Annotated in this window: 19 protein-coding genes and 1 riboswitch; of the genes, 15 read left to right on the forward strand and 4 right to left on the reverse strand. The window is 69.7% G+C overall.

Translation table 11 applies throughout. The annotated features are described in order from the left end of the window. Positions 1–2,358 (reverse strand): AAA family ATPase (locus GEV28_RS33430; protein WP_291416836.1); only part of this gene is annotated, 2,358 nt, incomplete at its 3' end. Between the two features lie 143 nt (positions 2,359–2,501). On the opposite strand from GEV28_RS33430, the gene GEV28_RS33435 reads away from it, so the two are divergent. The 10 genes from GEV28_RS33435 to GEV28_RS33480 all read left to right on the forward strand — a co-directional run bounded on the left by GEV28_RS33435 (position 2,502) and on the right by GEV28_RS33480 (position 12,123). Continuing rightward, positions 2,502–3,251, forward strand: coding sequence for a methyltransferase domain-containing protein (locus GEV28_RS33435; RefSeq protein ID WP_291416838.1), 750 nt, complete (start codon positions 2,502–2,504; stop codon positions 3,249–3,251). 126 nt (positions 3,252–3,377) lie between these two features. Then, entirely contained in the window at positions 3,378–3,563 is a 186-nt protein-coding gene (locus tag GEV28_RS33440; RefSeq protein WP_367115250.1) for a hypothetical protein, read from the forward strand. A gap of 40 nt (positions 3,564–3,603) precedes the next feature. Next, positions 3,604–4,224: a CDP-alcohol phosphatidyltransferase family protein gene (locus GEV28_RS33445; protein WP_291416842.1), complete on the forward strand. Its 621-nt coding sequence runs from the start codon at positions 3,604–3,606 to the stop codon at positions 4,222–4,224. Positions 4,225–4,264: 40 nt separating this feature from the next. Further along, positions 4,265–4,645: a glycine cleavage system protein GcvH gene (gene gcvH / locus GEV28_RS33450; protein WP_291416844.1), complete on the forward strand. Its 381-nt coding sequence runs from the start codon at positions 4,265–4,267 to the stop codon at positions 4,643–4,645. Between the two features lie 96 nt (positions 4,646–4,741). Continuing rightward, entirely contained in the window at positions 4,742–5,188 is a 447-nt protein-coding gene (gene garA / locus GEV28_RS33455; RefSeq protein ID WP_291416846.1) for a glycogen accumulation regulator GarA, read from the forward strand. A 19-nt stretch (positions 5,189–5,207) separates the two neighbouring features. Further along, on the forward strand, positions 5,208–5,951 hold the full coding sequence (locus GEV28_RS33460; protein WP_291416848.1) for a MerR family transcriptional regulator: 744 nt from the start codon (positions 5,208–5,210) through the stop codon (positions 5,949–5,951). A 172-nt stretch (positions 5,952–6,123) separates the two neighbouring features. Then, positions 6,124–6,597, forward strand: a complete 474-nt coding sequence (locus GEV28_RS33465) for a bifunctional nuclease family protein (protein ID WP_291416850.1) — start codon at positions 6,124–6,126, stop codon at positions 6,595–6,597. A 278-nt stretch (positions 6,598–6,875) separates the two neighbouring features. Further along, entirely contained in the window at positions 6,876–7,442 is a 567-nt protein-coding gene (locus GEV28_RS33470; protein ID WP_291416853.1) for a MerR family transcriptional regulator, read from the forward strand. Between the two features lie 127 nt (positions 7,443–7,569). Further along, positions 7,570–7,661, forward strand: a riboswitch (glycine riboswitch). Positions 7,662–7,808: 147 nt separating this feature from the next. Beyond that, positions 7,809–10,682 carry an aminomethyl-transferring glycine dehydrogenase gene (gene gcvP, locus GEV28_RS33475; RefSeq protein WP_291416855.1) on the forward strand — a complete coding sequence of 958 codons (2,874 nt, stop codon included), beginning with the start codon at positions 7,809–7,811 and terminating at the stop codon, positions 10,680–10,682. 190 nt (positions 10,683–10,872) lie between these two features. Then, a complete protein-coding gene (locus GEV28_RS33480; protein ID WP_291416856.1) occupies positions 10,873–12,123 on the forward strand; it encodes an ATP-binding protein in 1,251 nt (416 codons plus the stop codon). 234 nt (positions 12,124–12,357) lie between these two features. Here GEV28_RS33480 and GEV28_RS33485 read toward each other — a convergent pair whose 3' ends face one another. Continuing rightward, on the reverse strand, positions 12,358–12,621 hold the full coding sequence (locus tag GEV28_RS33485) for a hypothetical protein (RefSeq protein ID WP_291416857.1): 264 nt from the start codon (positions 12,619–12,621) through the stop codon (positions 12,358–12,360). 137 nt (positions 12,622–12,758) lie between these two features. On the opposite strand from GEV28_RS33485, the gene GEV28_RS33490 reads away from it, so the two are divergent. The 5 genes from GEV28_RS33490 (at position 12,759) to GEV28_RS33510 (ending at position 16,553) form a co-directional block, all read left to right on the forward strand. Then, complete coding sequence (locus GEV28_RS33490; RefSeq protein WP_291416859.1) at positions 12,759–13,583, forward strand: helix-turn-helix transcriptional regulator; 825 nt, start codon at positions 12,759–12,761, stop codon at positions 13,581–13,583. Beyond that, positions 13,580–13,801, forward strand: a complete 222-nt coding sequence (locus GEV28_RS33495) for a DUF397 domain-containing protein (protein ID WP_291416861.1) — start codon at positions 13,580–13,582, stop codon at positions 13,799–13,801. Before GEV28_RS33490 ends, GEV28_RS33495 begins: the two co-directional genes overlap by 4 nt. A gap of 307 nt (positions 13,802–14,108) precedes the next feature. Then, positions 14,109–14,951, forward strand: coding sequence for a radical SAM protein (locus tag GEV28_RS33500; protein WP_291416872.1), 843 nt, complete (start codon positions 14,109–14,111; stop codon positions 14,949–14,951). 10 nt (positions 14,952–14,961) lie between these two features. After that, entirely contained in the window at positions 14,962–15,705 is a 744-nt protein-coding gene (locus GEV28_RS33505; RefSeq protein WP_291416864.1) for an ABC transporter, read from the forward strand. After that, the gene (locus GEV28_RS33510; RefSeq protein WP_291416866.1) at positions 15,702–16,553 is read left to right on the forward strand and encodes an aminoglycoside phosphotransferase; all 852 of its coding nucleotides are present in this window, start codon (positions 15,702–15,704) and stop codon (positions 16,551–16,553) included. The genes GEV28_RS33505 and GEV28_RS33510 overlap by 4 nt, the downstream gene beginning before the upstream one ends. Positions 16,554–16,879: 326 nt before the next feature. Here GEV28_RS33510 and GEV28_RS33515 read toward each other — a convergent pair whose 3' ends face one another. Then, positions 16,880–17,140: a hypothetical protein gene (locus GEV28_RS33515; protein WP_291416868.1), complete on the reverse strand. Its 261-nt coding sequence runs from the start codon at positions 17,138–17,140 to the stop codon at positions 16,880–16,882. 523 nt (positions 17,141–17,663) lie between these two features. After that, positions 17,664–20,066 (reverse strand): tetratricopeptide repeat protein, encoded by a 2,403-nt coding sequence (locus GEV28_RS33520; protein ID WP_291416870.1) that lies wholly within the window; start codon positions 20,064–20,066, stop codon positions 17,664–17,666. Positions 20,067–20,511: the final 445 nt, after the last annotated feature.

Genomic DNA, 20,511 nt, shown 5'->3' on the forward strand with positions numbered 1-20,511 from the left:
CAGGTGCGCCGAACCGGCCGCCAGCACGGCGTCCGCGGCGGCCCGGGCGGCCTCGACGGCCGCGCCGGACCCGCGGGCGTCGCGGATGTAGTCGTCGGCGGCCGCGGCCTCCACCCGCACGCCGACCGCCACGAGCCGGGCCGCGCGATGCTGGTTGTCCGCCGACAACGCCACCCGCAAGCCGTCCGCGACCGCGGCGCGCGCGTCCGCCCAGCGCCGCTCGAGGACCGCCAGCAGCGCCTGCAACGCCGCCAGCTCGGTGCCGAACTGCACGTCGTCCTGACCGGTGAGCACCTCGGCCGACCGGTCGAGCAACGCGGCCGCCTCGGCGAGCGCGCCTCGCTTGAGGTACAGGTCCGCACGGGTGAGGTCCACGGGCAGCCGGGTGAACGCGTCCGCGGCCGGGTCCGACGGGTCGTCCGAGGCGTCGAGCGCCTCGTCCCAGCGGTGCAGCTCGGCGAGCGCCCGCACCTGGTTGCCGACGATCAGCAGCAGGTAGAAGTCGAAGCCGAACTGTGCGGCCCGCTCGATGCCCTCGCGCGCCAGCGCCAGCGCCTCCCGCGGCCGGTCCACCCACACCAGCGCCTCGGGCTGGTTGGCGTAGCTGACGCCGAGCATCCGCGGCTCACATGTCTCGAGCGCGACCTCCCGGTGCCGCCGCAGGTACCCGAGCCCGGACTCGACGTGGCCCAGCCCGACCTCGCACAGGCCGAGCACCATCAGCCCCCGCGCCAGCGACGTCCGGTCGCCCGCCGCCTCGGCGACCGGCAGCAACGCGGTCGCGTGCGCCACCGCCTGCCGGTGCCGCGACGACAGCATCGCCAGGCCCGCGCGCCGGGCCAGGATCGGCACCCGCGCGGGCGAGCCGGCCGGGATCAGCTCCAGCGCGCGCTCGTTGGACCGGCGCGCCAGCGGCCAGTCCGCCGACGCCCATGCTCGGTACGACAACACCGCGTAGGCCAGCGCCACCCGTTCGGGTTCGGTGTGTTCGTCCAGCTCGGTGATCCGTTGCCGGGTCAGCTCGACCGCCCGCGCGTTGCGGCTGGCGAGGCTCGCCGACTCGGCCGCGCGCTCCAGCACCGTGTCCAGGTCGGCACCGGCGAGGTCCGCTGCCCCGGTCACCGACGGCCACCAGCGCAGCGCCCGCTCGTAGTGGACGTGCGCCTCGGCCGGCGCGAACCCCGCACCGGCCGCGTCGCCCGCGCGGACCGACGCGGCGAGCGCCTCGGCCGCCTCACCGGCCGCGTCCCAGTGGTGCGCGAGCTCGGCGGCGGCCCCCTGGCCGTCGAGCAGCCGGGCCACCCGGCCGTGGGCCTGCCGGCGCTCGCCGGGCAGCAGGTCGGCGTAGATCGCCTCCCGGATCAGCGCGTGCCGGAACGCGTAGCCGTCGGCGCCCTCGACCGAGCCGCTGGTCACGAGCTGCCCGTGGTGGATCAGCTCCCGCACCGCCGGGTCGAGGTCCACGTCGGACAGCCCGGCGAGGCCGGCGAGCAGGTCGTGCCGCGCGGTGCGACCGGCCACCGACGCGAGCCGGGCGAGGTGCCGGGCGCCCGGGGTGAGCCGGGCCAGCCGGGTGATCACGACCTCGCGGATGGTCTGCGGCACCTCGCCGCGCGCCGGCCACGCGGCTACCAGCTCCTCGGTGAAGAACGGGTTGCCCTCGGCCCTGGCCAGCAGCACCTTCACCATCTCGGCGGCCGGCTCGACGCCCAGCAGGCCGCGGGCGAGCGCGGTGGTCTCCGCCGGGTCGAGCGGGGGCAGCCGCAGCCGCTCGGTGTGCGGCAGCCTGCCGAGCTCGGCGACCATGCCGGCCACCGGGTGGTCGCCGGCGATCTCACCGCTGCGATGCGTGCCGACCTGCAGCACCGGCGCGTGCCGCAACGCCCGCTGCAGGAACACCAGCAGGTCCCGGGTCGATGCGTCGGCCCAGTGCAGGTCCTCCAGCACGAGCACGACGGGCCGCCCGGCCGGGTCGCCCGCTGGATCACCCGCGGTGGCGATCGCGTCGGCGACCCGGCGGAACTCCCCGGCACGGCCGGCATCGGCGGGGCTGCCGCCGGGACCGCCGCCGGATGCGCCGGCGAAGAACGCGGACGGGATCGCGGCGAGCGCCTCGGCGAACGGCGCGTAGGGGATGTCGGCCTCGAGCTGCAGGCAGCCGCCGGTGAGCACGGCCGCGCCGGACTCGGCGGCCCGCTCGGCGAACCGCTGCACGAGCCGGGTCTTGCCCACCCCGGCGTCGCCCTCGACCAGCACCAACCGCCCGGACCCGGCCGCGGCGTCGGCGAGCGCGGCGTCCAGTACGGCGAGCTCCGCCTGCCTGCCGATGAGTTCCGGCGCCGATACCCGTCTTGGCACGGCGCAAGTATTCCACCGTCCGTGACCTGCGCTGCTCCGATCGTCTAAGACGTTGCGCCATCCGATTTGAGTCTTTGCCCAATGTGTAGCGACGGGAAATCCCTGACGATGAACTCGACGAATCCGGCGGCAGGAGCCCGAGCATGGCCTCAACACACACCGCACCCATGGTTCTGGATGTTCCTCATCGGCACGACCGGCACAGCCCGCTGCACCGCGCGATCCTGCGCGCGCTCGGGCCGCTTTCCGGGATGCGCCTGCTGGACGTCGGCTGTGGGGTCGGGCTGTTACTGCGGGCCGCCGAGCGTCGGGGTGCGTTGGTGGCCGGGGTCGACACCGCGGTGGAGCGGCTGGAGATCGCCCGCTGGGCGTTGCCGGACGCGGACCTGCGGGTGGGCGACGTGGACGCGCTGCCCTTCGACAACGGCACCTTCGACGTCGTGACCGCGTGCGGTGGGGTCGGAACCGGCACGGCGCTCGCCGAGCTGACGAGGGTGGTGCGGCCGGGCGGGCGGGTCGCGGTGGGCGGCTGGATGCATCCGGCCGGGTGCTGGGCGGCGACGTTCGGCGAGCACCTGCGCCGGCTCACCCGCCGCGACTCGGTCCCGCTCGCCGACGACCCCGGGCTGGAGGCCGGCCTGTGGACCGCGGGCCTGGCCGTCCTGACCACGGGCGAGGTCGGCTGCCCCGCGCGGTACCCGAGCCTGGCCGCCGCGTGGGCCGCGATGCTGGGCAGCGAGCAGCTGCCGCTGGCCATCCGGCTCGCGGGAGAGCGGGCCGTGTACGAGGCGTTCGTGGCATCCGTCGAGCCCGCGATGGGAACCGACGGGACCGTCCTGCTGTCGAAGGCGTTCAGATACGCCGTGGCAATGACTCCGGTGCGTAACGCCTGATTTCGGACAGGTGAACGTCCGTCACCCGATAGTGCAGGGGGTTAACACGCGCCGCCAAGTTGCCGAAAGAAAGTTGCGGAAGCCCGTTCGACCCTGCGAGACGAGATGACCAGCGAGACCCCGTCCATGACCCTTCCGACCACCCCGTGCAGCGTGGTGTGGAGCCGCGGACACGCCTACGTCCGGGAGGGTGCGCTCGGCCGCCCCCGCTGGGTGGGCGTCGACGACTGCGGCCGGCCCCAGTCGCTCACCGACGCGGACCTGCACCGCCGCGGCTGGACCCGCACCCGGGAGACCGCCGAGCGGCGCTGATCACGCTCCGAACCGGCCGTCAGGCAATACAGTCGGCGGCATGGTGGAGGAGACGCAGCCCGGACAGCCTCGCGACGTCGACGAGCTGCCCGACCGGCTGTGGACCATCCCCAACCTGCTCAGCGTCATCCGGCTGGCCCTCGTGCCGGTGTTCCTGTGGCTGCTGCTCGGCCCCGAGGCCGACGGCTGGGCGCTGGCGATCCTGGTCTACGCGGGCGTCTCGGACTGGGCCGACGGCAAGATCGCCCGCCTGTTCAACCAGACCAGCAGGTTCGGCGCCATGCTCGACCCGGCCGCCGACCGGCTCTACACGCTCGCCACCGTGGTCGCGTTCGTCGCGCGCGACATCGTGCCGTGGTGGATCGCCGCCCTCCTCGTGGGCCGCGACGTCGTCGTCGGCATCTGTATCTGGGTGCTCGGCCGCAACGGGTTCGCCCCGCCTGAGGTCACCTACATCGGCAAGGCGGCGACCTTCAACCTCCTGTACGCGATGCCCCTGCTGCTGCTCGCCCAGGGCAGCTCGGACTTCGCCACGGTCGTCCGCCCGGTGGCCTACGCGTTCGCCGTCTGGGGTGGCGCGCTGTTCCTCTGGTCCGGGGTGCTCTACCTGGTGCAGACCCGCGCGGCACTGCGCTCGTCCGCCCGGCCGGCACCCATCTAGGATTCGCCAGACACATCGCGTCGAGCGTGAGGATGGGGCCGTGACGCCGGAGGACCTCAAGTACACCGAAGAGCACGAGTGGCTGGCCACGACGGCCGAGACCGTGCGGGTCGGCATCACCGACTATGCCCAGCAGCAGCTCGGCGACGTGGTCTTCGTGGAGCTGCCCGAGGTCGGCAAGGCGGTCGGCGCGGGCGACCCGATCGGCGAGGTCGAGTCCACCAAGAGCGTGTCGGAGATCTTCGCGCCGGTCGCGGGTGAGGTCACCGCGGTCAACACGGCCCTCGACGAGCACCCGGAGCTCATCAACAGCGACCCCTACGGCGAGGGCTGGATCATCGAGGTGTCGGTGACCGATCCGGGCGCGGTGGAGGCCCTGCTGGACGCCGAGGCGTACCAGGAGCTGACCGAGAAGGACTGAGGGCGGCAGGCCGGCGGGGACTCGCTGTCTGGCCTGCTGATCGCGCACGGTACGTTTGCACTCGTAGAAGTCAGCATCAGCAGGAGGAGAGCTCAGGTGAGCACCAACGACGGGCCCGGCGTCCCGCCGGAGCAGTCTCCGGAGCGGACCTCGGTCTTCCGGGCCGACTTCCTCGCCGAGGTGGAGGGGACCGAGGCTCCGCCCGCGGAGCCGTCCGTCGCCGGTGTGGATGCCCTTCCGGCCGGTTCGGCCCTCCTGGTGGTCAAGCGTGGCCCCAACGCGGGTTCGCGCTTCCTGCTCGACCGGGACACCACCAGCTCGGGCCGGCACCCGGACAGCGACATCTTCCTCGACGACGTCACGGTTTCCCGCCGGCACGCGGAGTTCCGGCGCGAGGGCGGCGAGTTCGTGGTCATCGACGTGGGCAGCCTCAACGGCACCTACGTCAACAGGGAGCCGGTCGACCAGGCCGTCCTCGCGGGCGGCGACGAGGTCCAGATCGGCAAGTTCCGCCTGGTCTTCCTCACCGGCCCCAACGCATAGGTTCGCGCAGGGGGTCGGGGTGACGGCTGCCGGGCGGCCATCGGGTGAGGGGCTGAGCATCGGAGCGGTGCTCAGCCGGCTCCGTTCCGAGTTCCCGGACGTCACCATCTCCAAGATCAGGTTCCTGGAGTCGGAAGGGCTGATCCAACCGGCCCGCACGGCGTCGGGGTACCGCCGGTTCACCCCGGCCGACGTCGCGCGGCTGAGGTTCGTCCTGGCCGCCCAGCGTGATCACTACCTGCCGTTGAAGGTGATCAAGGAGCAGCTCGATGCCGCGGATCGCGGGGAGTCCGACCAGCACGCGCCGGGCTCTGCCACGCGGCCGCCGCGAGGGCTGATGTCCGTGCCGGCCAACGGTTTACCCAGCGCACGCGAGTTCGCCGAGGAGCCGCTGCGCCGGCTGACCAAGGAGGACCTGCTCGAGCAGGCCGGCATCGACGCGGCCGCGCTGGGCGAGTTGGAGCAGTACGGGTTGGTCCGTCCGGGTGCCGCCGGGTTCTACGACACGGACTCCGCGATGGTCGCGCGAATGGTGCGGTCCATGGCCGAGTTCGGCATCGAGCCCCGGCACCTGCGCGCCTTCCGGGCATCGGCGGACCGCGAGGTGGGGTTGCTCGAGCAGATCGTGGCGCCGATGTACCGCCAGCACGGCGAGGACGCGCGGGGCCGGGCCGACGAGGCGATGCGTGAGCTCGCAGCCCTGTCGGTCGGACTGCACACGCTTCTCGTGAAGGCCGGTTTGCGCCAGATTTCGGGCAGGTAAGCTGAAGATCAACCGGCGCGACTGTCACGGCACGTTGTCGCATCGTGACGCGGATCGCTGCCGGATTACACAAGCGTCGGGACCGGATGGCGGGTAGCGTCGAGGCCAACGATGAGCGATCCTCGGACGTGTGGGTGTGTACATCCTCGCTGAGCGAAGGGAGGCGAACCCGATGAGCGAGATGCGAGTCGTGGGCGTGCGGGTGGAACTGCCCGCCAACCAACCGATCTTGCTGCTGCGCGAGACGGATGGCGAGCGTTACCTCCCGATCTGGATCGGCTCGGTGGAGGCCACCGCGATCGCCCTGGAGCAGCAGGGCGTCCGGCCTGCTCGGCCACTGACGCACGACCTGCTCAAAGACGTGATCGGGGCGCTGGGCCGGGAGCTGGAACAGGTCCGCATCACCGATCTGCGCGAGGGCACCTTCTTCGCCGAGCTCGTCTTCGACGGCGACGTGCGAGTGTCGGCCAGGCCCAGCGACTCGGTCGCTTTAGCCCTTCGCGTCGGCGTGCCCATCCACGCCGAGGACGCGGTCCTGCAGGAGGCCGGGTTGATCATCCCGGACGAGCAGGAGGACGAGGTCGAGAAGTTCCGCGAGTTCCTCGACTCGGTTTCACCGGAAGACTTTCGCGGCGCTGACACGTGATGGTTCTCGATGCGGCTCCGCGAAAGTCGGGGGCCCGGGTGCGGGTGTCCCGCAGGGCACAGTCGTGGGGCTGACACATGATGTCCCGCAGGGCACAGTCGCGGCGCCGATACGTGAGCTGAAGCCTCGACTTGACGTTGAGGTTTGGACCCGTTCGCCCGCGCGTCGCGTTGACCGGTCCCCGCCATCGACCTACCGTCAATCCTGAGCGAATCGCGAGGATGTCATTCGACGTCGCCTCGGGTTGTCTCGCGGGCGGTTGACGAGCGGAGGCAGGCGTGGTCGAGGAAGGTCCCGTCGAGGCCGGCACCGGTGAGCAGGGCGAACTGTTCCCGGACGAGTCAGCGCCCGACGAGCTCGTCGGCTACCGCGGCCCGGCCGCGTGCCAGATCGCGGGTATCACGTATCGACAGCTGGACTACTGGGCCCGGACCGGGCTCGTCGCGCCGACCATTCGCAGCGCGCACGGGTCGGGGTCGCAGCGGTTGTACTCGTTCAAGGACGTGCTGGTCCTGAAGGTGGTCAAGCGGCTGCTGGACACCGGGGTGTCGTTGCAGAACATCCGGGTCGCGGTCGACCACCTGCGCCGCCGGGGCGTCCGCGACCTGGCCAGGATCACGCTGTTCAGCGACGGCACGACGGTCTATGAGTGCACCTCGCCCGAGGAGATCGTGGACCTCCTGCAGGGCGGCCAGGGCGTGTTCGGCATCGCCGTCAGCGGCGCGATGCAGGAGATCAACGGCACGATCCACGAGTTCCCGGCCGAACGCGCCGACGGCGGCATCGTCGAACCGGTCACCGACGACGAGCTGACCGCCCGCCGCAAGGCCCGCAACGCCGGCTGACCACCTTTCGCCGCCACCCTTTCGTCGTCACCGACGCGAGTTTCGTCCGGTCCGGGCGAAAGCGTGTCGTCCGTCGGGCTGTCAGGGATTCTCGGGTCCCGCGGGGTAGGCTGCGCGGTGTAGTCGCAGATCCCGCGCGGGAGAGTCCGAGCTCCGGCTCGGCGCCGAAGGAGCAACTCCTCCCCGGAACCTCTCAGGCACCCGAACCGCGTGGGCGAGACGCCTCTGGAAAGTGGGTGGCCCGGTCCGCCCCGCCGAAGGTGCAAGTCCGTCGAAAGCGGACGAAGCTCTCAGGCGCCCGCGTCAGTGGGCACGGACAGAGGGGGAGGCCTGCTTCGGCATGCCCACCCCACACCGGAGGCGACAGTGACCCAGGACCGCATCCCGCTCGCCGCGCTCGAGGACGGCACCCAGTTCGCCGACCGGCACATCGGGCCGCGACCCGCCGAGCTCGCGCGGATGCTCGACGTCATCGGCATCGGCTCGCTCGAGGAGCTCGTCGAGCAGGCCGTGCCGGACTCCATCCGCGAGCAGGCGGATGTCGAGCTGCCGGCGCCCGCCTCCGAGCACCGCTCGCTCGCCGAGCTGCGTGAGCTGGCCGACCGCAACGAGCCGCGGGTCCAGATGATCGGCCTCGGCTACTACGGCACGCTCACCCCGCCGGTCATCCGCCGCAACGTTCTCGAGAGCCCGGCCTGGTACACCGCGTACACGCCGTACCAGCCGGAGATCTCCCAGGGCCGGCTCGAGGCGCTGCTCAACTTCCAGACCATGGTCGCCGACCTCACCGGCCTGCCGCTCGCCAACGCCTCCATGCTCGACGAGTCCACCGCGGCAGCCGAGGCGATGACGCTGGTCCGCCGCGCCGGCCGGGCCCGCTCGCCGCGCTTCCTCGTCGACGCCGACACGTTCCCGCAGACCATCGCCGTGATCGAGACCCGCGCCGAGCCGCTCGGCATCGAGGTCGAGGTCGCCGACCTCACCGGTGGCCTGCCGGACGGCGACTTCTTCGGCCTGCTGCTGTCCTACCCAGGAGCGAGCGGCGCGCTGCGCGACCACCAGGCGCTCGTCGAGGCCGCGCACGAGCGCGGCGCGCAGGTAGTCGTCGCCGCCGACATCCTCGCGCTCGCGCTGCTGCGTCCGCCGGGCGAGATCGGCGCGGACGTCGTCGCCGGCAGCACCCAGCGCTTCGGTGTGCCGATGGGCTTCGGCGGCCCGCACGCCGGCTACCTCGCGGTCCGCCAGGGACTCGAGCGGCAGCTGCCCGGCCGGCTGGTCGGCGTGAGCACCGACGCCGACGGCAACCGGGCCTACCGGCTCGCGCTGCAGACCCGCGAGCAGCACATCCGCCGCGAGAAGGCGACCAGCAACATCTGCACCGCGCAGGTGCTGCTCGCGATCGTCGCCTCGATGTACGCGGTCTACCACGGGCCCGCCGGGCTGCGCGCGATCGCGACCCGCGCGCACCGGATGGCCGCGGTCCTCGCCGCGGGCCTGCGCGACGGTGGCGTCGAGGTCGTGCACGGCAGCTTCTTCGACACCGTGCTGGCGAAGGCACCCGGGCGGGCCGCCGACGTCGTGGCCGCCGCCCGCTCGCTGGGCGTGAACCTGCGGCTCGCCGACGCCGACCACGTCGGCATCGCGTGCGACGAGACCACCACCCGCGCGCACCTGCGTCAGGTGTGGCAGGCGTTCGCCGTCTCGCCGGGGGCGGTCGAGGACCTGGACGCGGCGACCGACGACGCCTACCCGGCCGCGCTCGCCAGGACCTCGGAGTTCCTCACCCACCCGGTGTTCTCGACGCACCGCTCGGAGACCGCGCTGCTGCGGTACCTGCGTGGACTGTCCGACAAGGACGTCGCGCTCGACCGGAGCATGATCCCGCTCGGCTCGTGCACGATGAAACTCAACGCCACCGCGGAGATGGAGCCGATCACCTGGCCCGCGTTCGCCGACCTGCACCCGTTCGTGCCGGTCTCCGACGCCGAGGGACTGCTCAAGATCGTGTCCGATCTGGAGGGTTGGCTCGCCCAGCTCACCGGCTACGACGCGGTGAGCCTGCAGCCCAACGCCGGCAGCCAGGGCGAGTTCGCCGGCCTGCTGGCGATCCGCGCCTACCACCGGGCAGGCGGCCAGAGCGGGCGCGACGTCTGCCTGATCCCCGCGTCGGCGCACGGCACCAACGCCGCCAGCGCCGCCATGGCCGGCATGCGTGTGGTCGTGGTTCGCTGTGACGACAACGGGAACATCGACATGGACCACCTCCGGTCCACTGTGGACGAGCACCGTGCGAGCCTGGCCTGCATCATGATCACCTACCCGTCGACGCACGGCGTGTACGAGGACACCGTGCGCGAGGTCTGCGCGCTGGTGCACGACGCGGGCGGTCAGGTCTATGTGGACGGTGCCAACCTGAACGCGCTCATCGGCCTGGCGCGCTTCGGAAAGTTCGGCGCGGACGTGTCGCACCTGAACCTGCACAAGACGTTCTGCATCCCGCACGGCGGCGGCGGCCCCGGCGTCGGTCCGATCGGCGTGCGCGAGCACCTGGCGCCGTTCCTGCCGAACCACCCGCTGCAGCCCGCCGCCGGCCCGGCGACCGGGGTGGGGCCGATCAGCGCGGCGCCGTGGGGGAGCGCGTCGATCCTGCCGATCTCCTGGGCGTACGTGCGCATGATGGGTGCCGAGGGGCTGCGTCGCGCGACGATGACCGCGGTGGCCGCGGCCAACTACGTGGCCGCGCGGCTCACCGCGCACTACCCGGTGCTGTACACCGGCGCGCACGGCCGGGTCGCGCACGAGTGCATCCTGGACCTGCGCGGCATCACCAAGGCGACGGGCATCACGGTCGACGACGTGGCCAAGCGCCTGGCGGACTACGGCCTGCACGCGCCGACGATGTCGTTCCCGGTGGCCGGCACGCTCATGGTGGAGCCCACCGAGAGCGAGGACCTGGCCGAGCTGGACCGCTTCTGCGAGGCGATGGTCGCCATCAAGCGCGAGATCGGCCGGGTCGCCGCGGGCGACTGGCCGGCGCAGGACAACCCGTTGCGCAACGCGCCGCACACGGCCGAGTCGATCGCCGGGAAGTGGGACCACCCGTACAGCCGCGAGGAGGCCGCGTACCCGACGGGCGCCGCCGGTCCCAAGGTCTGGCCCCCGGTCCGCCGCATCGACGGCGCGAAGGGCGACCGGAACCTGGTGTGCTCCTGCCCGCCGATCGAGGCGTACCAGTCCTGACGCCTCCCCGGAACGCCTGAAGGCGTCGTTCAGGACGCTCAATGCCCTGAAGGCGTCGTTCAGGGCATGCGGCGGGGACGGCTCCGCACTCGGCGTGGCCCGTCCAGATGACCACGAGGATACCGTCCAGATGACCACGTTCGGACCGTCCAGATGACCAATGATCTTGCTCTTACGGCACACTGTCCCCATGCCCGAGCCCTTCGGTATGATCCCCCGCCGCGCCGAGTCCCTAGTTCACGAGGCACTCGAGGACACGCGTGTCGTCCTTGTCAATGGAGCTCGTCAGGCCGGCAAGAGCACGCTGACCAGGCTTGCCACCGAACGCCAGGCGGCAGTGGTCCGTCTCCTCGACGACCCGGCCACGTTGCGGGCCGCCAAGGACGATCCAACCGGATTCGTGGAGCACGACAGTCTCATGGTCATCGATGAGATCCAGCTGGTTCCGGAACTCCTTCAGCCGATCAAGGTATCCGTGGATCTGGATCCGACACCCGGCCGCTACCTCCTGACGGGCTCGTCCCGGATCCTGGCCATGCGAACTCTCCCGGACGCACTGCCGGGCCGCATGGAGGTGATCGAGCTGTGGCCGTTCTCCCAGGGAGAGCTGCATGGAGGTCCCGACCGGTTTGTGGACGCCGCTTTCAGGCACGGTCCCCGGATCGACCACTCATCGGAACTACGCCGCCGCGACTACCTGGAGCGTCTCGTGGCCGGTGGCTTTCCCGAAGCCACGCGCCGCACTCCCCGCCGCCGAACCGCCTTCTTCGGCTCCTACCTGACGACCTTGATCGAACGCGACGTCCTGGAACTGGCCAGCATCGAGCGTCGAGGCGACCTGCTCAAACTGATCGCACTGCTTGCCGGGCGTGCCGGCGGCCTGCTGGAACCGGCCGCACTCTCCACTCTGTCCGGTATCCCGCGAACCACCCTCGTGCGCTACCTGGAGTTGTTGGCGTCGGTCTTTCTCATCAAGAGCATTCCTGCCTGGTCATCCGGGCAGACGCGCCGGGCCGTGGGCACCCCGAAACTTGCGTTCGTGGATACCGGCGTTGCCTGCCATCTCATCGGCCAAGACCCCGTACGGCTGGGTGAGCCCAGCGGAGCCGCCGGATCCATGATGGAGAACTTCGTCGTCATGGAGCTCGCCCGCCAGCTCACCTGGTCCGGGGAGCGTGGACGGCTGTATCACTACCGGACCAAGGACAAACAGGAAGTTGACGCGGTCATCGAGACACCCGACGGCAGGGTGATCGGAGTAGAGGTCAAGGCAGGCGCGACAGTGCGCACCGAGGATCTGGCCGGCTTGCGGAATCTGGCCAGCCACCTCGGCGATCGGTTCGTCGCCGGCTACGTGCTCTACACCGGCCAACAGACCTTGCCGTTCGGCGAGAAGATCAGAGCCTTGCCGGTGGACGCACTGTGGCGCCTCGCTCCGTGATCTCGGGGCAACCCTTGTCGGACAGTCCACGCAAGTACCGCAGCAACGCGGTCTCCGAGCGGGTAGGTGGCGAACACCGGGTGGGTGAGGATGGGGCCGAGGGCGAGAGCGAGGACCTGGCGGAGCTGGATCGCTTCTGTGCCGCGATGATCGCCATCAAGCACGAGAGGTGGGCAGGGCGACCGGAACCTGGTGTGCTCCTGCCCGCCGGTCGAGGCCTACCAGTCCTGACGCTCACCGGATAGCGGACAGCGGAGCGCATTCCTCGTCGAAGTACCAGATGACGTCTTCCGCGGCCAGCGAGTCGTACGTGTCGTAGGCGCCGGTTTCGGTCGTGGCGACCAGGAAGGCGATGTACCAGCCGTTGCCGTGGCAGCCGTTGTTCAGATACGCGAGCAGCCATGGCCGCAGCCCGGCGGTCAGGTCTGCCTCCGCGCCCGGCACGTCCTCGGTCGTGATCGTCTCGTCCGAGCCGAAGCGGTCTCCGGCGAGCCTCAACACATACTTGAATCCTGTTTGGTGTCCCACGGCTTGAGGATGCACTGCGTGGCGTACCGTGCGCACTACGTCAACGGCAATGGTGTCCGACTGGCTGAGAACGTGACTTTTGTGACCCCGAACCCAGGAGAGGTGAGATGGCCGTTGGGCCTGGCGGCGACGTGGAGCGGCTGCTGATCGCCGAGGAGGTGCGGGCGCTGCGGGACAAGCGCGGCATCACCCAGGGCGAGTTGGCCAGGCGGATCGGGTTCAGCCAGTCCACGGTGAAGAACATCGAGTCCGGCTACCGGGTGCCGACCCGGGAACAGGCGAGGCTGCTGGACGAGGTGCTCGACACGGCGGGCACGCTGCGACGCCTGGAGGCGCGGATCCGCGCCGCCCCGATCTCGCCGGGCTTCCGCCCGTTCGTGGCCGCCGAGGCGGACGCCCGGACGCTCAAATGGTTCGAGCACACGCTCGTGCCCGGCCTGCTGCAGACCGAGGACTACGCCAGGACCCTGGTCGAGGCGTACCCCGGCCTGACCAGCGACGAGATGGCCGCGCGGGTGGCGGCGAAGCTGGACCGCCAGGCGGTGCTGGACGCCGAGGAGCCACCGTGGCTGTGGGTGGTCATCGACGAGCAGGTGCTGCGCCGCGAGATCGGCGGCCCCGAGGTGATGGTGACGCAACTGGCGAAGCTGGCCGAGTTCGCCCGCCGGCCGCGCGTTACCATTCAGGTGCTCTCCGCCGCCCGTTCGCACATCGCGCTGCTGGGCGGGTTCATCATCGCGGAGCTGGCCAGGCAGCCGGCGGTGGCGTACCTGGACAACGTGTTGGACGGCCAGACCGTGCAGGACCCGGCCATGGTGGAGATGGCGGCGGTCGTGTTTGACACGATCCGGACGGACGCGTTCTCCGGCGGCGAGTCCCTGGAGCTGATCGAGGAAGGTATGCGGCAATGGAAGCAGCGGATCGCGTCGTGAGCTGGCGCAAGTCCAGCTTCACCGGGGGCAACGGCAGCGCGTGCGTGGAGGTCGGCCTGAGCTGGCGCAAGTCCAGCCGCAGCGCGGGTAATGGCAGCGCGTGCGTGGAGGTCGGCCAGGCCGTCGACGCGGTTCTGGTGCGGGACACCAAGAACCGGACCGGCGGCATCCTCGCCTTCACCCCGAACACCTGGCGCCATTTCCTGACCACGAACTGACCGGGTGCTCGCCGCTCCCGCCCGCGAGCACACCGACGACAAGCGTGTGCACCGCGTGTCGGCCACCCCATGCTGCCGCGAACGTGTCGCTCGACGCCGACGTGATGCGGCGGACTGTGCCCATCTGGCCGCCGAACCCGCCGTTCCTCCGGACGAGGCCCGCGCCGAACCCCTGCCCGATCCATGACGGCGGCGCGCCGAAACAACCGAGAAACCACCACCAGAGGAAATGGCTCAGTCCCGATCCAGGAGTCCGGGTTGACTGAACTGTCGTTTGTGTGGCTTGGAGATCACCGGCAAGTGCCAGTTGCGCTGTGCGCACTGCTATGCCGGTTCCGGGCCCACGGGGACCGACGGGGCGATGACGGCGGAGGACTGGTTGAGCGTGATCGACCAAGCGGCTGGTCTCGGTACCACGATGGTGCAGTTCATCGGGGGTGAGCCCACGTTGAACCGCGACCTTCCACGACTCGTCGAGCACGCGCTCGGCAGGGGAGTCGAGGTCGAGGTGTTCAGCAACCTTGTTCACGTGTCCCCGGCGCTGTGGGATGTGTTCGAGCGGCCTGGTGTCCGGCTCGCGACGAGCTACTACACCGACAACGCGGCGCAGCACGAGGCGATTACTCAGGGGCGGGACAGCTACGCGAGGACAACGGCGAACATCGCCGAGGCGCTGCGGCGGTCGATTCCGCTGCGCGTCGGTGTCATCGACGTGGAAGACGGGCAGCGGGTCGCCGAGGCGCGTCGTGCGCTCGTTGACCTCGGTGTGCTCGGTGAGGTCCGCGTTGACCACCTGCGCCAGGTCGGCCGCGGCGTCCGCGAGCAGACGCCGAGCGTCGACCAGCTCTGTGGCAACTGCACCCACGGCACGGTCGCCATCTCACCCACCGGCGACGTCTGGCCGTGTGTGTTCTCTCGGTGGCTGCCGGTCGGCAACGTCCGACAGGAGGCCCTCGCCGAGATCATCACCGGGCCGAGGATGGTCGAGACCACGGCAGCGCTGTCCGCGAGCTTCGTGAGCCGGCCGAACATGGGACCGTGTGACCCACGGTGCGGGCCGAACTGTAGTCCGGCGTGCAATCCGTCATGCTGGCCCACGGGCGCCGGTCCGTGCGGCCCGAAGGGCGGATGTCAGCCGAACTATGACTAGGAGTGGATGAGTGTTCGTCAGTCGCGCGTACGTGCCAGACGGGCTGCGGCCGGCGCACTTCCGGCAGTGGCCGTACACCGTGCCGGCCGTCGCCGAGGTCGTCGAGCACGGCGTTGAGTTCACGCACCCGGTGACGTTCCTCGTCGGCGACAACGCTTCGGGCAAGTCGACGCTGGTCGAGGCTGTCGCCGAGGGGTTCAAGCTCGATGCGCGCGGTGGGCGAGCAGCCCGCAAGGCAGGCAACGCGGATACCGCCAAGACAGCTCTTGGCGAGGTTCTGCGGCTGGAGACCACCGCCAAGGGCGCTCGGATGTTGGCCGGTCCGCGGTTGAAGAAGGAGGGCTTCTTCCTTCGCGCCGAGACCGCGTTCGGTATGACTGAGAACCTCGGCGGTGTTCCTGGCTACTGGGAGGAGAACACGGCCGAGATGAGCCACGGTGAGGGGTTCCTCGCCGTGTTCCGGTCGATGTTCCGCGATCCCGGTTTCTATGTCATGGACGAACCTGAGTCGGCGCTGTCGTTCACCGCGTGCCTGCGACTCGTCGCCCTGATGTACGAACTCGGCGAGGCCGGGGCACAGGTGGTGTGTGCGACCCACTCGCCGATCCTGGCCTCGACACCGGGCGCCGACCTCATCGAGGTGGACGAGCACGGTCTACGTCGGGCGAGGTGGTCCGAACTCCAGCTTGTCGGCCACTGGCGCCGCTATCTCGACAACCCCACTGCCTACCTGCGCCACCTCACCGACTCATGATCGACTATCTGGTTGCCGAGCCACCGACTGACGGCGACGCGACGTTCCGCAACTTCCAACGGCACAACGTCGGCCGGGCAGCCGAGCGGTTCGGCGTGGCGGTGACCGGGGCGGCGTCGTTCGGGTGGCGACTCCGCTCGATCGGCGTGCCGGTGACCAGCGAGCACGGCGCGTGCTGGCTTCGGGTGGTGTCCGAGGAACCGCAGTGGGCACGGGGCTACGCGTGGACGGGCAACCTCGACGCGAACGCCATCACGAACTTGGTCAAACCGCGGGTCCTTGAGGTGTTCGAGTGGCCGGAACGCGACTGGCGAAACCAGCGCGCGGAGCTGATGACCGTGGTGCCAGGCGAGCCCTGCTCGCCGAGCGACGTTCTCCGGGCGCCGCCGGACGTGTCGGCCAAGTGGTGGGCGGGCCTCCGCCGGTCGCTCGACACTCTCGCCGCCACCCCGACCGAGCGGACCCATGCCGACCAGGCGCGCGTGGCTGAGCGGGTGCGCGGCCGGTTCGGGGACGACGTCGACACTACGATCGAGCACTGGACCACGGCGCACGGTGGCTTGCACTGGTCGAACCTCATGCGCCCACGGCTCGGCGTGCTCGACTGGGAGTTGTGGGGAACGGCGCCCGCGGGAACGGACGCGGCGACGCTGCTGTGTTACGGCCTACTCGTTCCCGAGGTTGTCGACCAGGTACGCGACCAGTTCGCCGACGTGCTCGACAGCCCGAGTGGTCGAGTGGCGCAGTTGTACGTCGTCGCCCGCCTACTCCGGCGGATCGACGGCGGGGACCATCCCGAGCTTGCCATGTCGCTCACGGCGCACGCACGGACCTTGCTCGGCACCTGACGACGAACCCCGGCCCGCGAGTGTGTCCCTGACACCGGGGGCATCGAGGACAAAAGGTCGGGAGTTTCCGCGCGGGAGTTGAGGCCGGTGGCGGGAACGGCCTCCGCGCAGGCTGGGCGGGTCACGGTGAGGGACGGTTCTTGCACGACCCGGCCATGGCGAACCTTGACTTCGACATGGGTGGCCGCAGGGGCGTGCTGCCACGGATGACGGACGAGCTGATGGACGCCTACGAACAGACCCTTACTGCGGATTGCCGCCGGTGTACGCCAACCAGGATGACGAACCACTTGCTCGCGTGCTGGACGGGGTGCGACGGCTCGGGATTATGCCGGAACGCGGTACGTCGGCAACGGATCGGTGAGCCAAACCGGATCAACGGCCAGGCCGGTTTGCTGTTCCACAACGGCAAGCAGGATGGCGTGTAGTTCCTCGTCGGTGAACACCACGTCCGTGATCCAGTCTGGGTATGTCTCCCCGATGGGGGCGGGATGCTGGGCAGTCAACGGGTCGAACGACGCGGTGAGCTTGCCGTCTACGGCAGCAGTCAGCTTGTAGTTGGCGTTGAGATTCCAGAAGACGCTCACAAACGCGGCGCCGCGGGAGGATGCCCGGTTCGGCAACCTCGATGGCCTTGCCGTGCCAACCGTTGTTCTCGATGGCCACGACGTGCCGGCCAGCCTCCCTGATCTGGACGAGCGTGTACGCGCCCAGCTCGTCCGGCGACACCTGGGCGCTGGCGAACGGCAGCACTTCCGGCGTCTGGCTGGGATCACCGCCATACGCCTCGATCACCTCATCGGGCATCCGGCCGGTGATGACGGCCAGCGTCCATGCCAGGTTGGTGTCCTCTTCAGCCCACGAGTAGCGGCGTACCTGATCTAGCCCAAGCATGTGGTCACCTTGACTTCCTGGCCTGCCCACGGCTCGCTTGCGATCTTGTCTGGATTCGAGGTGACCACCAGGTAGGCATCCCCTCGTTGATCGGCAAGCGCTGGTAGGCCGACGAGATCGTGCCACCCTGGCAGCTCTGCTCATCCTCGTGCACTTCCTCGACCCCCGCACCCGAACCACCCTCGCGGCTGGACGAATCTGTTGATGTGTGGTGCGTCAACCGCTCATCCTCGCCGATATCCGGCGGCGCATCGCCGTGGCCGCACCATCTTCGAACTCGACCAACAACGAAAGTGCGTCACGCCAGAGCTGGTGTGCCTGGTCGACCTCGCCGTCCTGGTCGAGCGCAGTGGCGAGGTGGTCGAGCGCGGTCGCCCGCTGCCACCTGTCGCCCAGCTCACGATGGACCTGGACCGCCCGGCGGTGAAACTTGGCGGCTTCCTCGTAGTTGCCGAGCGCTTGGAAGGCCCTGCCGGAACCGTCGAGGGCCATCGCCTCTCGACTGCGGTCTCCCAGCCGGCGTTGCAGAACGGCAGCTCTGTGAAAGGCCGCCAGCGCTTCGGCCGGGCGCCCCACGTCGAGTTGGATGCTCGCCAGCTCTGCGAGCCAATGTGCCCGCCAGACGTCGTTGTCGTCCTGCTCAGCGATCCCGAGCGCTTCCGCGATGGCGGTCTCGGCGTCGTCCAGCCGGCCGGCCGTACGCAGCGCCTTGGCGAGGGTGAACAGCCCGTTGCCCATCCCGAACCTGTCGCCGAGGTCGCGGAAGGTCGTGAGAGCGTCACGTGCCAGGTCAACGGCTGGCCCAGGCGTCCCGGCGTCGGTCAGAGCCTCGGCCAGGTTGTCGTGCAACAGAGCCGACAAGCGTCGCTCGCCGAGCGAGGCAAACATGTCGGCACCAGCCGCGAAGTGCTCCTGCGCGACGTCGAGTCGCCTGCGCCGCAGAGCCAGCAGGCCAAGGGCATTGATGGACTTGGCCTCCCCGAACTGGTCACCGAGGTGCCGGCGGAGGGCCAGCAGGCGCGTGTGGTGGACTGTCGCCTGGTCGAGCTGACGAGCTTGGAAGAGCGCCTTTGCCAGGGTTTCGAGTGCCTCGGCCTCAGCGACGGCGTCGTCGAGTTCGATGGCGGCTTCGAGACCGATTCTTCCGACCGTGACCCAGTCGTCGAAGCTGTTCTGGTGGATGTAGATCGCACGTAGGACTGCCGCGAACCTCCAGGCGACGGCGTTGTTGCCGTGCTCGCGTGCGCGTCGAGCTGCGGCCATCAGGTTTCGTGATTCCGTTCGGTACCAGGTGAGGGCGTCGTCGTAGCTCTCGAACGTGAGGGGCACGGCACCGGAAGTCGGTTCGTCTGCCAACGCATAGCTGTCGAACGGAGCGATGGCGCGTTGTGCGGCGTCGGCCGTGTGCAGGTACCACGACAACACGCGGTCCACCGCAGCACCGGCGATCTCGATCGGTTCCCCTTGCTCCAACTGGTCCACCGCGTAGGCACGCAGCAGGTCATGGAACTGATACCTTCCCGGACCGCTGTGCTCGATCAGTTGAGCACCCACCAGCGCCTCGATGCCCTGGCGCGCCTTGGTGGCACTCAGGCCGGCGAGCGCGGCAGCGGCGGGAATGCCGAAGTCCTCGCCGGGGTGCAGCCCCAACAGTCGAAACATCTCCGCGGCCTGCGGGAACAGCGCTCTATAAGACCAGGCGAACACGGTCCGCACCGCGTCCGCGTCATCGTCGCCATCAGGGGTCAACGCGTTCCAGAGGTTGCCGGACTCGTGTCGAAGATCAGCGATCAGCTCTGACAGCTGCATGCGTGGGCGCCCGGCCGCACGCTCGGCGGCGATTCTCAGTGCCAGCGGCAACCGTGCGCACAAGCCGGCGAGTTCCAGCATGTCGGCATGGTCATCATCATCGCGGTAACTCTCTGTCACGGCACGCAGGAGGGCTACTGCGTCGTCTTCACCCAGCAGGTCCAGCGCGACCCGCGCGGCGCCCTCCCGGATGACCAGGCCGGACAACCGGCTCCGACTGGTGACGATGACCAGGCACTCCCGCGAACCGGGAAGCAGCGGTCGCACCTGCTGGACGGTGGCCGCGTTGTCCAGTACGACCAGCGCGCGCCTGCCGGCCAGGACCGAGCGGAACAGTGCCGCCCGATCGTCGAGAGCGAGCGGTATCGCCCCTGGCGGTACCCCGAGGTCTCTGAGGAATCGTCCGAGCACGTCCTCCGGGACGGCGGGCAGGCTCGGGTCGTACCCGCGCAGATTCATGTAGAGCTGCCCGTTGGGATGCTGATCGCGAAGGCTGTGGGCCCAGCGCAGTGCGAGCGTTGTCTTGCCCACACCGGCGGTACCGGTGATCACGACAATCAACGGCCCTTCGTTGCTCACCTCGAGGGTCTTGGCCAGTTGGGCGAGCTCCGCCTGCCGGTTGACGAAACCCCGATCGAGACCCGGGAGCTGTTGCGGAATCACGCTGAACGACGACCTGCGGACATGGTGGAAGTGAACACCGCCGTGAACGTCCCGAGCCTGCACGAAGTCGCCGGCATCGCCCGAGACGTCCAGTTGGTTGTCCGCGCGATCCGGCTCCTCCGAGCGTGGCGGTTCTCCGTCGCGCATGGGCTCCACCGAAGGGCTAGGTCGTGTCTCGTGGATTTTGGTCGATGGGATTCGTGATCCAGATGTCTCCTGGCAAGGCGGCGGAAGGCCGCTCATACCGGGTTGTATTCGGGCCTTCCGACAACGCGGCCAGGGGGCAGCTGGGCGCGAATACCACGATCCAAGATCCGCGAGACATGGCCTAGGCCATGGACTCGCCTCGTGGGGCAGGCAGACTGGCGACGTGCCGGTTGAAATACGACTTCAACGGCTCTCCCTTTGCGTACAGGTTCACGATGAATGCCTGACAACGCTCGATCAGCTCCCAGGGCGATGCGCAAAGTCGTTTTGCGAGGTCAGTCGTGTTGTGAGTGATTCATCCACTTGGTCGGGTGCGTGTGGTGGCTGTCGGTCGTGAGTTCAGGTGCCACTGACTGGTTGCCACCCAGCATGGTGACGTTCAGTA

The organism is Actinophytocola sp. (assembly GCF_009379765.1).
In the GTDB taxonomy this organism is placed as follows: Bacteria; Actinomycetota; Actinomycetes; order Mycobacteriales; family Pseudonocardiaceae; genus Actinophytocola.

What these genes read in the sequence shown, in the direction of transcription:
- GEV28_RS33435 (WP_291416838.1), top strand. Translation starts at nt 2,502, where the DNA reads ATGGCCTCAACACACACCGCACCCATGGTTCTGGATGTTCCTCATCGG.
- GEV28_RS33440 (WP_367115250.1), top strand. Translation starts at nt 3,378, where the DNA reads ATGACCCTTCCGACCACCCCGTGCAGCGTGGTGTGGAGCCGCGGACAC.
- GEV28_RS33445 (WP_291416842.1), top strand. Translation starts at nt 3,604, where the DNA reads ATGGTGGAGGAGACGCAGCCCGGACAGCCTCGCGACGTCGACGAGCTG.
- GEV28_RS33465 (WP_291416850.1), top strand. Translation starts at nt 6,124, where the DNA reads ATGAGCGAGATGCGAGTCGTGGGCGTGCGGGTGGAACTGCCCGCCAAC.
- GEV28_RS33480 (WP_291416856.1), top strand. Translation starts at nt 10,873, where the DNA reads ATGCCCGAGCCCTTCGGTATGATCCCCCGCCGCGCCGAGTCCCTAGTT.
- GEV28_RS33490 (WP_291416859.1), top strand. Translation starts at nt 12,759, where the DNA reads ATGGCCGTTGGGCCTGGCGGCGACGTGGAGCGGCTGCTGATCGCCGAG.
- GEV28_RS33510 (WP_291416866.1), top strand. Translation starts at nt 15,702, where the DNA reads ATGATCGACTATCTGGTTGCCGAGCCACCGACTGACGGCGACGCGACG.
- GEV28_RS33520 (WP_291416870.1), bottom strand. Translation starts at nt 20,066, where the DNA reads ATGCGCGACGGAGAACCGCCACGCTCGGAGGAGCCGGATCGCGCGGAC.